This is a genomic window from Rhodococcus sp. USK10 (genome assembly GCF_019378875.1).
GTDB classification, from domain to species: domain Bacteria; phylum Actinomycetota; class Actinomycetes; order Mycobacteriales; family Mycobacteriaceae; genus Rhodococcus_F; species Rhodococcus_F pseudokoreensis.
The window spans coordinates 4,518,417-4,531,723 of record NZ_CP076048.1 but is presented as its reverse complement, the minus strand read 5'-3'; the positions used below and the strand labels follow the sequence as shown (position 1 = coordinate 4,531,723).

The following is a 13,307-nucleotide window of genomic DNA, read 5'->3' as shown; positions in this document are numbered from 1 at the left end:
CCGGTCAACCCCTCACCGTTCACACCCAAACCCAGGAGGACACCATGTCCACGATCCGTCTCCACCAGACCACCACCGCAACCCCGCAACAATTCCTCGACGCACTCACCGACTTCGGGCCCGGCCGCGAGGCGCTCTTCGGCAACAGCGCCGACGCGTACCTGCAGGTACACGAACTCGGCACCGATCATGCCGACGTCACCGAAGGCTCGGGCGGGGCCTGGGAACGCCTGCACTACGACTGGACCGATCCCCACCGCGTCGTCATGACGACCACCGACTCCAACCTGTGGGGCGGCGCGTCGGGCCACACGTACACCCTCACCGCGCGACCCGACGGGACCACCGACATCGACGCCGTCGTGGTCCGGGACGGCAAGAATCTCAGAGGACGAGCACTCGGGGCCGTGCTCGGCGTCTTCGGCACACGCGTCCTGGGCAAGGCGTTCGACAAGACCGTCGCGGCCGTCGAAGCCCGCAACCACACCGCGCGGACTGCGGACAACTCCTAGCGGCCGCCTGCGGCTCCCAGCCACCCGTGGTTTCGTCGGATCTCTACGGCGGCGGCGCCGGCCACGGGTGGTCGGGGCTGATGATCTTCACGATCTCCGTGAAGAAGTTCCACACGCCCAGCGGGTCGGCGTTCGAATTGACCAGCATCACCACGGTCTTGCCCTCGGGGGGAAGGTAATAGGCGTAGGTCTGGTAGCCCGCGATGTTTCCGTTGTGGCCGATCCAGCCGTTCTGGAACTCCACGCCGAGTCCGTACAGCGAACCCGTTCCTTCCGACGGCGCCGGCTGGAACTGCTCCCGTTCGTGCTGGGTGGCCGGCGAGAGCAACGTTCCTTCTGCCAGGTCGCGCACCCACACGCCCAGATCGTCGAGCGTGGAAATCATGTTGCCCGCGCCGAATCCCCACGACGGGTTCCAGTCGGTCGCGTCCACCGTCGCGCCGTCGGGGGTTTTGGAGTAGCCCTGGGCGTGCGGTGACGGGAGGGCCGCAGTGGTGGGGACCGAGGTGTCGCCGAGATTCTCGGGTTCCGTGATGCGCTCGGCGATGTAGGTGTTCAGCGGCAGGCCGGATGCCTTCTCGACCACGAGACCCAGGAGGAGGGTGTTGGTGTTGGAGTAGTCGAACGAGGTTCCCGGCGCGAAGAGGGGTGGACGGCTGAAACTGATCGCGAGCAGTTCCTGGGGTGTCCATTGGCGCTCCGGCTGACTCGGGAGCGCCGGAATCACCACCTCGGAGTAGTCGAAAAGCCCACTGCGCATGGCGGCCAGCTGCCGGAGGGTGATCGCCTCGCCGTTGGGAACGTCGGGTACATACCTGTCGATCGGATCGTCGAGACCGACCTTCCCCTCGTCGACCAGTTGCAGCACGGCGGTGGTGGTGAACGTCTTGGTGAGACTGCCGACGCGCATGAACAGGTCCGGCGTCATCGGGTCGCCGGTGGCGGTGTCGCGTACCCCGAACGCCTGCACGTAGGGTGCGGCGCCGTCCTGCCAGACACCGACGATCGCCCCGGGAATCGCGGCGCGCTCCATCGCCGTCGGAATCGTGTCGGTGAGCTGTGCATCGGGCAGAACCGGTGCGTCGTCCGACTCACCGCATCCCACCAGTCCCGTCGTCAGGACCGCCAGCACGGCGGCCAGTCGCCGCCCCGAGAATGTCCGTGCCACGCCGCACTCCCATCGCCGTCTCGAACCTCGACCTGCTCGAATCTTGCGCGGAATTCTGTTTCCAGTATGGGCGGCCGCCCCCGGCCGAGGAGGCGGTTTACTTCGGTGAACCGTCGCCGACGAGTCGGGTGGCGTGTTAGAACGAATGAGTGGCACTCGGCGAACAGATCGAGATCGACGCTCGGACGCGCATGATCGTGGGTCAGCCCCTCGACATGGCCGCGCACCAACCGGACGTGGGCAACGCGATCGTTCACCGAGCCGACGATCTCCTGGTGCTCGTCGACACCGGGGTGACCACCGCTTTCCGCGACGCGATCCGATCCGCCGCCGACGACCTCGCTCCGTGGTCGAAGATCCTGCTGGTCACCACCCACGGTCACCCCGACCATGTCGGGAACAACGACATCGTCGACGACCTCGGCGACGGACTCGACCGCTCGGACGTGCAGCATTTCGTCAGCGCGCACGACGCGAGCCAGTACCGCGATGACGGCCTTCCCTACTGGATCACGAGTCTCGAGCGTGTGTCCGGCCTGGTGCCGGGGTTCGAGGATCCCGCTGACGCAGCACGTCGGCTCCTCGCCATGTACCGGCCCTACGTTCCCGTCACCGATATCACCCGGACCTACGAGGAACTCCCGCTCGAGCACCTCGTCATCGGCTCTCAACACGTGTCGGGCTGGTCGTTCGGCGACGGTGCCGTTCAGGTCGTCCGTACCCACGGCCACTGCGCAGGCCAGGTCGTCGTCCACCTTCCCGGGGCACGATTGCTGCACCTGTCCGACGAACCGAACGGGCCGTGCGGCGCGATGCACGACGCCAACCAGATGAATATCTTCGCCGCGGCCGCCCTGGCGCTGACGCTGGTCGAGACCGGTGCTGTCGACGTCGTCACCGAGGGCCACGCGTTCGAGGCGTTCGATCGCCGGGCCGCAGCCGAGCGTCTTTCGACATTGCTCGATCAGGCTTCGGCGCTCGACGGCGCCGCACAGGCACTGCTCACCGATCGCATCGACGACCTACCGGCGTTCGTCCACGCCTTCATCGCGCGATCCCAGGAGCTGGGCGTGTCGGGTGCGAATCCGAACCCCATGTTCAACACGATGATGACGATCGCCAAGTTGCGCGAACTCGGCCTCGTAGCGAAAGGTGCGAGCTCGCACCAGACATGGACCCGACCCGTCCTCGACGACTCCACGCTCGCACCCTGACACGACGCGCCGGTCACTGCAGCGTGAGGTGCGTCCTCGCCCAGTCCGCCAGTTCGTCGAGGACCGGCATCAGTGACTGGCCGGCCTCGGTCAGCTGATACGTGACCGACACGGGGGGTCCCTCGCAGACTTCCCGCGTCACGAGACCCGCCCCGGCCAGTTCGACGAGACGGTCGGAGAGCACCGAATCGCTGATGCTTCCGACCGCTCGTCGCAGCCCGGAGAACGTCGCGGGGCCCGACATCAGCGTCGCCAGGATGACGCCGTTCCAGCGCTTGCCCAGGAACGTGAACGCCTTCGCGAGCGCGCCGTCGCACGCGCGCGGATCGTGGTGTTCGACGCCTGAGCTCATACCTCGACCTTAGCAAGGTGCTAGCATCCAACTGTCAACTAGTTTTTTACTAGTAACACTTTTGTTGCTAGTCGATGAGAGGGAAAACCATGAGCTCAGACGTACAGACGCGACCGGAGCTGGACGAGGCGGGTCGCGCACTGCTGTTCAGCGAGGCACGCACGGCCAACAGTTTCGCGCCCACCCCGGTGACCGACGAGGAACTCGCCCAGATCTGGGACCTCGCGAAGTGGGCTCCGACCGCGGCGAACACCCAGCCCCTGCGGATCGTGTTCGCCCGGACCGACGAGGGTCGCGCGCGACTGCTGCCGCACATGAGCGAGGGCAACAAGGCGAAGACCGAGTCGGCGCCCGCGGTCGCCATCCTGGCCGTCGACACCCAGTTCCACGACCACATCCCGGCGTTGCTGCCGTTCCGGCCGGAGTTGCGCGACGTCTTCGCAGGCGACGCGACGATGCGCGAGCGAACGGGCGATTTCAACGGCGCCCTGCAGGCCGGCTACTTCATCCTCGCCGTCCGATCCCTCGGCCTGGCCGCGGGCCCGATGGCCGGCTTCGACGCCGCCGGAATCGACGCCGAGTTCTTCCCTGACGGCCGCTTCCGTTCCATTCTCGTCGTCAACATCGGGCACCCCGGGGAAAACCCGTGGTTCGATCGGCTCCCCCGCCTCGACCCGGCCGACACCCTGTCCTGGGTCTGACTACTCGTCGGAACTCTCACGGCGGTGCGTCCCGCGCCGACCGGATCGAGGGCTGGGATCGACGGTCACCTCGTCCGTGTCGGCGAAGACGAGGCGCCCGTCGTCGAGTGCGATCGCCCACCGGTGCGCCGGCGCCCATTCGTGCCCGGCGCCACCCGGCTCGGTGAGTGCCGCGTAGTCCTCGACGACCTCACCGGTCGCGTCGGCCTCGGCCTTCCTGCGGACCAGCACCCGCGTGCCGACGGTCAGCTCGGGACCGGGCTCCGACCTGTCATCGCTTGTGTCGCCCATCGTGCACCTCTTCGTTCGGCGAACCTGCTCAGGAGCATATGCACCTAAGGCCGCCGGGGCGACCCGAGCAGCGCAATTCGGATGCAGGTGTTACTCACGCCTACAGGCACTTTGACTGCGAAATGGATGCGGACCGATGAATTCCGCGCCGCCGGGTAGTCGACATGGAGTGAACGGCCCTTCCGTATCCGCGGGAGGCCTGAGGCGTCGAGGAGCGTGCCCATCGTGGACCAGGAGAATGTGAGCGCCACCCTGACCGTCGCCGTGCCCGCCGCCACGGTGTTCGCGGTGCTGACCGACCCGAGAACCCATTCGGCGATCGACGGCACCGGCTGGGTGCAGGAAGCCGCCGACCGGGCGCCGCTGACCGAGGTGGGGCAGATCTTCCGGATGGACATGTACCACCCCGACCATCCGAACGGGAACTACCGGGTGGCCAACCAGATCCAGGTCCTCGACCCACCGCGCGCCATCGGCTGGCGCACCGGGGAGGAGAAGGACGACGGCCACCTGGAGTTCGGCGGCTGGAGCTGGCGCTATGACCTCGTGCCGCTCGGCCCGTCCGAAACCGAGATCACGCTCACCTACGATTGGTCGCCGGTGCCGCAGCGCATCCGGGAGTACCTCCACTTCCCGCCGTTCGGTCCCGAGCATCTCACGAACTCGCTCCAGCACCTGGCCGAACTCGCCGCATCGTCTTCGCACACATAGAACACGTGTCAGATCTATCGCCCGAGACGGCTCTCGCTGTAGCATTCGGTGATGAGTCGAGTAGGTAGCTACAGTGACGATGACGTGGCAGGTTGGCTGTCGATCTCACCCGAACTGGGTGGTGCGCTCGGCGCCTTCACGGACGCGGTATACAACCGGAACCGGTTACCGTTACGGGTGCGGGAGATCGCGCGGATGGCGGTCGCGGAGGCCAACGAGTGCGCCGTATGCCTCGGCACCCGCGACAGCAGTGGAGCCGACGCGGGCATCGACGAGCACTTCTACGATCACGTCCTCGAGTGGGAGTCGTGGCCCGGGTACAGCGCGGAGGAGCGGACGGCGGCGGAGTTCGCGCACCGGTTCGCCACCGATCACACGGCGTTGCGCGAGGACGAGGACTTCTGGGCGCGGTGTCATGAGCATTTCACCGACGAGATCCTGACCGATCTGGCTTTGTCGTGCGCGTTGTGGCTGGGGACGGGCCGGGTGCTGCGGGTGCTCGACATCGGTCAGACGTGCAAGCTCACACTCTGAGCGCGCGTCCTCATTCCCATTCCCGCTGCGGCAGGACATCCTCCATGAGCCTGCGCAGCGCGGGGTTCCGGCTGTCCGAGCGCCAGGCCGCATTCATCTGGACGGGCCGGTCGCGGATCGCGGAAACGGGCCGGAACACGACCCCCTCCGGGTGCATCGTCTGCGCGGATTCCGGGACGAGGGCCATGCCGAGCCCGGACCGGACGAGCACCAGCATGGTGTGCACCTGCGTGACGTACTGGACGTAGCGCGGGGAGGCCCCGACGATCGTGAACGTGCTGATGAGCAGTTCGTGGAAATACCGCGCGTCGACAGGCGAGTACATGACAACGGGTTGGTCGTCGAAATCCTCCACCGCCAACCGCTCGGCGTCGGCGAGGGGATGACCCGCGGGCAACGCGGCGACGAGCCGTTCGTGGTGGATGGGGCGGGTGTCGATGCCGGGGCGGGTGAGGATGGGGCGGATCAGCCCGAGGTCCAGTTCACCGCTGATCAGCGATTCGATCTGCACCGACGTGACCATCTCCCGCAGAACGATTTTCACGTCCGGCAGCCGGTCGCGTGCGGCCTCGAGCAACCTCGGCAGCACCGCGTGCGCGGACGCGCCGGTGAACCCGACGACGACGGTGCCGAGATCACCGGCAGGCACCCGCCGCACCGTCAGGGCGGCACTCTCCGACAAACTCAGAATGCGCCGGGCGTCGGGCAGGAACGCCGCCCCGGCGGCGGTGAGGGTGACGGACCGGCTGGTGCGGTCGATCAGCTGCACCCCGAGTTCGCTTTCGAGCTGCTGGATCTGACGGCTCAGCGGCGGCTGCGTCATGTGCAGGCGCTCCGCGGCGCGACCGAAATGCAGTTCCTCCGCGACGGCGATGAAACACGACAGCCGTGCGAGGGAGAACATTCGATCCACTCCTTTGCCTCGAGGTGGAACTCAATCTAGCCCACGGTGAAGGCGCCGACCGCGTGGGCGGTCGGCGCCTTCCGGTGCTACTGCTACCAGCGAGGGCAGGTGTTCTCGAACGTGGGATCGACCGACTTCATGTACCCCGTGTCGTCGCGGTCGCGCACCCCGCAGTCGAGGTACTGCTGGTGCAGGGCGGCGAGGGCGTCCTCGTCGATCTCGACACCGAGACCCGGCGTCGTCGGCACCGCGACCGCACCGTCGACGAGCTTCAGCACACCCGGCTCGACGACGTCCTCGGTCTTCCACGGCCAGTGGGTGTCACACGCGTACGTGAGGTTCGGGGTGGCGCCGGCGAGGTGCACCATCGCGGCCAGGCTGATCCCCAGATGCGAATTCGAGTGCATCGACAGGCCCAGGCCGAAGTTGTCGCAGATCCCGGCGAGCAGCCGCGACCGCTGCAGTCCGCCCCAGTAGTGGTGATCCGACAGCACGACCTGCACCGAATCCTTCAGCACCGCAGCCTCGAGCTGATCGAACGCGACGACGCACATGTTCGTGGCCAGCGGCATCTTCGCCTCACGCGCCACCTCGGCCATGCCGTCGAGACCGGGTGTGGGGTCCTCGAGGTATTCGACGATGCCGTCGAGTTCCGACGCCACCCGGATGGACGTGTCGACGGTCCACGCGGCATTGGGGTCGAGGCGCAGCGGCAGGTCGGGGAACGCGGCGCGCAGCGCTTTGATGCCGGCGATCTCCTCGTCCGGGGAGAACACGCCGCCCTTGACCTTGATGGCCTCGAAGCCGTACTCGCCGATCATCTTCTGCGCCTGGCGGACCAGACCGTCGGGGTCGATCGCCTCGCCCCATTCGTCGGGCTCGGCACCGGGGTGCCCGGCCCACTTGTAGAACAGGTAGGCGCTGAACGGAACTGCGTCGCGCACCTTGCCGCCGAGAAGATCGGATACCGGCCGGCCGAGCACCTTGCCCTGCACGTCGAGGCACGCCACCTCGAACGGGGAGAACACGCGGTCGGTGGTGCTGGCCGTGGTGATCATGCCCGCGACACCGTCACCGCCCGTGACCGTCAGCGTGGCGATCTTCGTGTCGATCGCCGCGCGGATCGCGTTGAGCGCGAACACGTCCAGCCCGACGATCGCCTCGGCGGCCGCCTCGAGCCGGAGCAGGTGGGCCGTGTCGGCGTAGGTTTCACCGAGTCCGACGAGACCGCCGTCCGTGTCGAGCTGGATGATCGCGCGCAGCGCGTAGGGCTGGTGCACGCCGACGGTGTTGAGGAGCGGCGGATCGACGAACGCGACGGGCGTGATCCGTGCGCCGGTGATCCGGATCGGTGCGGCAGTCATCAGACCGCCGCCTGCACTGCGAGAGCGTCGGCGAGAACGGCGCGGCCTGCCGCGGTGATCCGAATGAGATCACGTAGGTGCACGTCGCTCGTGGGGACGAGCGGCGGCCGCACGGGCCCGGCGTCGATACCTTCCATCGCGACACCCGACTTGATCAGCGACACCGCATATCCGGGCACCTGGTCGCGCAGGCGCACCAGGGGGTGGAAGAAGTCGCGGAGCAGTGCGTCGGCGAGTTCCTGGTTGCCGGATTCGAGTGCGTCGTAGAAGCCGAGTGCGAGTTCCGGCGCGAAGGCGAACGTGGCGGACGAGTACAGCGTGACACCGATCGCGCGGTACGCCTGCTGGGTCACCTCGGCGGTGGGCATGCCGTTGAAGAACAGGAACGGCTTGCCGGACGGGGCGAGCGCGTCCTTCACCGCACGGACGATACGGCCCACCTTGTCGAGGTCACCGGTGCCGTCCTTGAACCCGACGACGGTCGGGAACTGCGCGACCTCCACGGCTGCCGCCTCGTCGAAGCGGGCGTTGCCGCGGTTGTAGACGACGAGCGGCAGGTCGGTGGTCTCGGCGACCGCGCGGGTGTACTCCACCAGCCCGGCCTGCGGCATCGTCACCAGGTACGGCGGGAGCAGCAGGATGCCGTCGGCTCCGTTGGCCTTCGCGCTGGCGGCGAACTCCTTGGCCTGCTGCACGGACCCGCCTGCGCCGGCGAAGACGGGGACCCGTCCGGCGACGACCTCGGTGGCCCTGGCGACGATCCTGCCGAACTCCTCCAGCCCGAGGGCATGGAATTCGCCTGTGCCGCAGGCGATGAAGACGCCTCCGGGGCCTGCGTCGACACCCTTGGCGACGTGCTCGGCGAGCCGGTCGTAGTCGACGTCGCCGGATGCTGTGAACGGGGTGACGGGGAAGAACAGGACGCCGTCGAGCATGGGGAACTCCTTCACGAGGGAAAAATCAGGCTTGGGTGAGTCGGCCGTCGATGCGACGCCACAACTGGTCGGGGTTGCCGTCGGCGATGGCGGCGGGGAGTAGCGAGCTCGGAACATCCTGGTAGGCAACGGGTCGCAGGAACCGTTCGATGGCCAGCGAACCCACGGACGTGGTGCGCGAGTCGGACGTCGCGGGGTGCGGGCCACCGTGCACCATCGCGTGACCGACCTCGACCCCGGTGGGCCAGCCGTTGAACAGGATTCGCCCGGCCTTGAGCTCGAGGACGGGCAGCAGGCGGCCTGCCTCGTCGAGATCGGCGTCGTCGACGTGGACGGTCGCGGTCAGCTGGCCTTCCAGCTTCGCTGCCACGGCGCGCACCTGCTCGGCGTCGCGGCAGCGGACGATCAGGCTGGACGAGCCGAACACCTCCTGCTGCAACACCTCCGAGCCCAGGAACGTGTCGGCGGCGGCGCTGAACAGCGCTGCCCGGCCCGTGTTGGGTGCGTCGGTTTCGGTGCCGCGGGCCTCCACGGTCGCAGCTCCGCTGAGCGCGGTGACGCCGTCGGCGTAGCAGCCGGCGATGTTCGGGGTGAGCATCGGGGTGGGCGTGCTCTCGGCGACCGCGGCGCGCGCGGACTCGAGGAACGAGGTGAGGCCGGGACCGTCGACCGCGATGACGAGACCGGGGTTGGTGCAGAACTGTCCGGAACCGAGGGTCAGCGACCCGACGAAGGCGCGACCGAGTTCGGCGCCGCGGGTGGTGAGCGCGTTCTCGAGGAGGAACACCGGGTTGATCGAACTCATCTCCGCGTACACCGGGATCGGTTCCGGGCGTCCCGCGGCGGCTGCGACCAGAGCGGTTCCGCCGGAACGGGATCCGGTGAAGCCGACGGCCTTGATGCGCGGATCCGTGACCAGCGCGGTGCCGAGCCCGCGGCCCGAGCCGAACAGCAGGGAGAACGTCCCCGCAGGCATGCCGGTGCTCGCGACGGCGTCGGCGATGGCGCGCCCGACGAGTTCGGACGTGCCGGGGTGCGCGTCGTGGGCCTTCACGACGACGGGGCAGCCCGCCGCCAGTGCCGAAGCGGTGTCGCCGCCGGCGACGGAGAACGCGAGGGGGAAGTTGCTGGCACCGAACACCGCGACCGGTCCGAGCGGGACCTTCCGCTGGCGGATGTCGGCACGCGGCAACGGGGTGCGGTCGGGCAGCGCGGGATCGATGCGGGCACCGTTCCAGCCGCCGTCGCGCAGGACGCCGGCGAACAGCCGCAGCTGTCCGGAGGTGCGGCCCACCTCGCCGGTGACGCGGCCCTGGGGGAGTCCGGACTCGGCGCACACCCGGGCGATCAGCGTCTCGCCGAGCGCCTCGATGTTGTCGGCGATCGCCTCGAGGAACCGGGCGCGCTCCTCGGACGTCGTGGCGCGGTACGGCGCGAACGCCTCGGCGGCGGCGGCGCAGGCGGCGTCGACGTCCCGGTCGTCACCGTGCGCGAAGCCGGGCTCGAGCTGGTGGCCGGTGGCGGGGTCGATGCCGTGGATGGTCGTGCCGGAACCCTGGACGGGGTTGCCCGCGATGATCATCTGTCCGGTCACGTCGGTCCGGTTCACCGTTGCTGTCATGATGCGATCCTCGAATTCTCGTCTGCGTTTCGTATGGTCCGGTGACGGGTCATGTGGTGGCCAGGGTGTCGTCGGACGCCGCCTCGGCGACGTTCGCGACTTCGTCGATGTCTTCCTTGTCGCGCCGGAAGTACGTCACCGCCGCGGCGGCGGCCAGGGCGAAGAGCGACAGCACGATCAGGCCCATCGTCACCGTGCCGGTCTGCTCCTTGATGACACCGAAGCCGAACGGGGCCACGAAGCCACCCAGGTTGCCGAGCGAATTGATGATCGCGATCGCCGGTGCCAGCACCATCGGGTGGAGCGTGCGCTGCGGAATGGACCAGAAGAGCGGGCTCGCACTCTTGAAGCCCATCGTCGCGAGGCACAACAGCGGCAGGGCCAGCCAGGGCGTGACGAACGCGGCGGCCATCGTGCCGATACCGCCGATGAGCAGCGCGGCCACGAGGTACGGCTTGTGCCGTCCGGTGCGGTCGGCGGAGCGGTTGGAGAAGTACATCGCGAAGATCGCGCAGATCCACGGGAGCGAAGACAGCAGTCCGACGGTGACGTCGGTGGTGCCCGGGATGCGGCGGATGATCGACGGCAGCCAGAACGTGTTGGCGTAGATCGCCATCGTGATCGCGAAGAAGATGCCGCAGCACACCAGGATCCGCGGCTGCAGGAGCAGCTTCCAGCGCGAACCCGACTCGCCGCGCTTCGCGGACGCCTCGCTGCGCAGCACGTCCTCCTCGGCGATGACGGCCTGCAGGTCGTGCTTCTCCGGGGCGGTGAGCCATTTCGCGTCGTCGATCTTCGAGTCGAGCAGGCGGTAGGCGACGCACCCGACGACCACGGACAGCAGGCCCTCCAGGGCGAACATCCACTGCCAGCCGTGGTGCCCGCCGAGCCCGTCGAGGGACAGCAGCGGTCCGGACATCGGTCCCGAGATGGCGGCCGCGATCGAGGAACCGGCGATGAACAGGGCGGTGGCGCGGCTGCGGTGATTGTTCGGCAGCCAGCGGGTGAAGTAGAAGATGATGGCCGGGAAGAAGCCGGCCTCGGCGACACCGAGCAGGAACCGCAGCGCGTAGAACATCTCGGGGCCGTTGACGAACGCCATGGCCGCGGACACCAGGCCCCACGAGATCATGATGCGGGTGAGCCACACCTTGGCGCCGAACTTCTCCATGAGCACGTTCGACGGCAGTTCGAAGATCGCGTAGGCGATGAAGAAGACACCCGCGCCGAATCCGTACGCCGCGGCGCCGATGCCCACATCCGCTTCGAGGTGGGTCTGCGCGTAGCCGATATTCGATCGGTTGAGCTGGTTGCAGATCAACATCACGATGAACAGCGGCACGACACGGCGGAAGATCTTGGAGACCGCGCTGTCGACTGCCGGCGAGACGGCGAGGGGGAGGGTCATCGGTGACTCCTCTCTCTGGATTCGGGTGGGTGACGAAGTTGGGGGACTCTGATCACGCCCCGATCCGGAAGCGTGACCTGAGTCATAGGAATCACGCTAGAGGGACGGTCGATACATGTCCAAGTCAAAAAATCTCGTTTTCGATACCGAAGTTGAATCGACTCGGGTGGTGCTAATTTCCCTACCGTGAGCGCCGACGCAGTCTCCTTCGAGTTCGTCCACACTAGCCGCGAATCCTTCCCTCAACTGCAACGATGGCTCCGCGAACCGCACGTCGCGCGGTTCTGGAACCACGACACCGCGGACGCGGACATCGAGCGCGATTTCGGCGGAAGCATCGACGGCACCGAACCCTGCGAGGACTTCCTCGTGCTGCGGGGCGGCGTGCCGTTCGGCTTCATCCAGCGGTACCGGATCGCCGACTATCCCGAGGACCTCGCACTCCTCACGGCCCTCGTCGAGATCCCACCGGGCAGCATCTCCATCGACTACTTCGTCGGCGACCCCGGGCGGATCGGCCAGGGTCTGGGAACGGCGATGATCCGGGCGTTCGTCGACAAGTGCCGCGCCGACCTGCCGGACGCCACCGCGATCGTCGTCCCCGTGGTCGTCCCCAACCGGGCGTCGTGGCGGGCGCTGGAGAAGGCCGGCTTCCGACGCGTCGGCGAGGGCTATCTCCCACCCGACAACCCGGTAGACGACGGAAGCCACTACGTCAGCAGGCTCGACCTGCTTGAATGAGAAGATGTGCAGGTGGATGGCATACTCCGGCGATCCGATCCTCGTCGAGGACCTCCTCTTCAAGCCGGTCCATTCCCTGATCGACCAGAGCTTGCACTCCCGCATGGGTGCGACCACCACGAACGGTGACGGGTTCGGCATCGGCTGGTATGGGGACGGCCCCACCCCGGCCCTTTTCAAATGCATCGAACCCGCCTGGAACGAACGCAACCTGCAGGAGATCTCCCGCCAGATCCGGACGCCGATGCTCTTCGCGCACGTGCGCGCGTCGACAGGAACTCCTGTGCAGCGCAGCAACTGTCACCCCTTCCGGCACGGCAACTGGCTGTGGATGCACAACGGCGCCCTGCGCGGATTCACCGAGATGAAGCGCGAACTGGCCCTGGCCGTCGACCCGAGTCTCTACCCGCAGATCGACGGATCCACCGACTCCGAGACGCTGTTCTTCCTCGCGCTGACGTTCGGACTCACCGACGACCCGTTCACCGCCGTCGCCCGCGCCGTCGGGTTCGTCGAGGACGTCGGCGCCCGGCACGGGGTCGAGAACCCGGTGCAGGCGACGATCGCCACCACCGACGGCGTCTCCGTCTGGGTGTTCCGGTACTCGACGGAACAGCAGACGCGCTCGCTGTTCTTCTCCACCGCGATGGACAAGGTCCGCGCCCTGCACCCCGAGGTGGAGGTACTGCACGAACTGGGCGACGAAACCCGGTTCGTGGTGTCCGAACCGCTGCGCGACCTCGAGGGCGCGTGGCAGGAGGTGCCCGAGTCCCATGCCGGGGTCATCCGCCCCGGCGACGACGAGATCCGGCCGTTTCTGCCCGTCCCACCCGTCCGCTGAGCCCGCGCCC

General features: G+C 67.7%; 15 protein-coding genes. 7 read left to right on the top strand and 8 right to left on the bottom strand.

The genetic code is table 11. The features are described from left to right. The first annotated feature begins 44 nt into the window (after nucleotides 1-44). Entirely contained in the window at nucleotides 45-512 is a 468-nt protein-coding gene (locus tag I1A62_RS27850) for a hypothetical protein (protein WP_124391836.1), read from the top strand. A 43-nt stretch (nucleotides 513-555) separates the two neighbouring features. On the opposite strand, the gene I1A62_RS27845 is transcribed toward I1A62_RS27850, so the two are convergent. Beyond that, nucleotides 556-1,680, bottom strand: a complete 1,125-nt coding sequence (locus I1A62_RS27845; protein ID WP_219455492.1) for a serine hydrolase — start codon at nucleotides 1,678-1,680, stop codon at nucleotides 556-558. 149 nt (nucleotides 1,681-1,829) lie between these two features. Between I1A62_RS27845 and I1A62_RS27840 the strand changes: the two genes are divergently transcribed. Beyond that, a complete protein-coding gene (locus I1A62_RS27840) occupies nucleotides 1,830-2,894 on the top strand; it encodes an MBL fold metallo-hydrolase (RefSeq protein WP_219455490.1) in 1,065 nt (354 codons plus the stop codon). A 13-nt stretch (nucleotides 2,895-2,907) separates the two neighbouring features. On the opposite strand, the gene I1A62_RS27835 is transcribed toward I1A62_RS27840, so the two are convergent. Beyond that, nucleotides 2,908-3,246, bottom strand: coding sequence for a helix-turn-helix domain-containing protein (locus I1A62_RS27835; RefSeq protein ID WP_219455488.1), 339 nt, complete (start codon nucleotides 3,244-3,246; stop codon nucleotides 2,908-2,910). Nucleotides 3,247-3,335: 89 nt separating this feature from the next. Between I1A62_RS27835 and I1A62_RS27830 the strand changes: the two genes are divergently transcribed. Further along, nucleotides 3,336-3,947 carry a malonic semialdehyde reductase gene (locus tag I1A62_RS27830; RefSeq protein WP_219455486.1) on the top strand — a complete coding sequence of 204 codons (612 nt, stop codon included), beginning with the start codon at nucleotides 3,336-3,338 and terminating at the stop codon, nucleotides 3,945-3,947. On the opposite strand, the gene I1A62_RS27825 is transcribed toward I1A62_RS27830, so the two are convergent. Then, the gene (locus I1A62_RS27825; RefSeq protein ID WP_087556743.1) at nucleotides 3,948-4,238 is read right to left on the bottom strand and encodes a hypothetical protein; all 291 of its coding nucleotides are present in this window, start codon (nucleotides 4,236-4,238) and stop codon (nucleotides 3,948-3,950) included. It abuts the gene before it with no gap. A 225-nt stretch (nucleotides 4,239-4,463) separates the two neighbouring features. Between I1A62_RS27825 and I1A62_RS27820 the strand changes: the two genes are divergently transcribed. Both I1A62_RS27820 and I1A62_RS27815 read left to right on the top strand, forming a co-directional pair. Continuing rightward, on the top strand, nucleotides 4,464-4,949 hold the full coding sequence (locus I1A62_RS27820) for an SRPBCC family protein (protein ID WP_219455484.1): 486 nt from the start codon (nucleotides 4,464-4,466) through the stop codon (nucleotides 4,947-4,949). A 51-nt stretch (nucleotides 4,950-5,000) separates the two neighbouring features. Beyond that, on the top strand, nucleotides 5,001-5,483 hold the full coding sequence (locus I1A62_RS27815; RefSeq protein WP_072943768.1) for a carboxymuconolactone decarboxylase family protein: 483 nt from the start codon (nucleotides 5,001-5,003) through the stop codon (nucleotides 5,481-5,483). 10 nt (nucleotides 5,484-5,493) lie between these two features. Here the strand turns inward: I1A62_RS27815 and I1A62_RS27810 are convergent, their stop codons facing one another. The 5 genes from I1A62_RS27810 to I1A62_RS27790 form a co-directional block, all read right to left on the bottom strand. Next, nucleotides 5,494-6,387 (bottom strand): LysR substrate-binding domain-containing protein, encoded by an 894-nt coding sequence (locus I1A62_RS27810; protein WP_219455483.1) that lies wholly within the window; start codon nucleotides 6,385-6,387, stop codon nucleotides 5,494-5,496. Between the two features lie 92 nt (nucleotides 6,388-6,479). Beyond that, on the bottom strand, nucleotides 6,480-7,751 hold the full coding sequence (locus I1A62_RS27805) for a glucarate dehydratase family protein (RefSeq protein ID WP_219455482.1): 1,272 nt from the start codon (nucleotides 7,749-7,751) through the stop codon (nucleotides 6,480-6,482). Then, nucleotides 7,751-8,686 (bottom strand): 5-dehydro-4-deoxyglucarate dehydratase, encoded by a 936-nt coding sequence (locus I1A62_RS27800; protein WP_219455481.1) that lies wholly within the window; start codon nucleotides 8,684-8,686, stop codon nucleotides 7,751-7,753. Before I1A62_RS27800 ends, I1A62_RS27805 begins: the two co-directional genes overlap by 1 nt. Before the next feature lie 25 nt (nucleotides 8,687-8,711). Continuing rightward, nucleotides 8,712-10,307, bottom strand: coding sequence for an aldehyde dehydrogenase (NADP(+)) (locus I1A62_RS27795; protein ID WP_219455480.1), 1,596 nt, complete (start codon nucleotides 10,305-10,307; stop codon nucleotides 8,712-8,714). 49 nt (nucleotides 10,308-10,356) lie between these two features. Then, nucleotides 10,357-11,715, bottom strand: a complete 1,359-nt coding sequence (locus I1A62_RS27790; RefSeq protein ID WP_219455478.1) for an MFS transporter — start codon at nucleotides 11,713-11,715, stop codon at nucleotides 10,357-10,359. A gap of 186 nt (nucleotides 11,716-11,901) precedes the next feature. Between I1A62_RS27790 and I1A62_RS27785 the strand changes: the two genes are divergently transcribed. Next, nucleotides 11,902-12,456, top strand: a complete 555-nt coding sequence (locus I1A62_RS27785; RefSeq protein ID WP_124391825.1) for a GNAT family N-acetyltransferase — start codon at nucleotides 11,902-11,904, stop codon at nucleotides 12,454-12,456. Nucleotides 12,457-12,472: 16 nt separating this feature from the next. Continuing rightward, a complete protein-coding gene (locus I1A62_RS27780) occupies nucleotides 12,473-13,297 on the top strand; it encodes a class II glutamine amidotransferase (protein WP_219455476.1) in 825 nt (274 codons plus the stop codon). The last annotated feature ends 10 nt before the right edge of the window (nucleotides 13,298-13,307 follow it).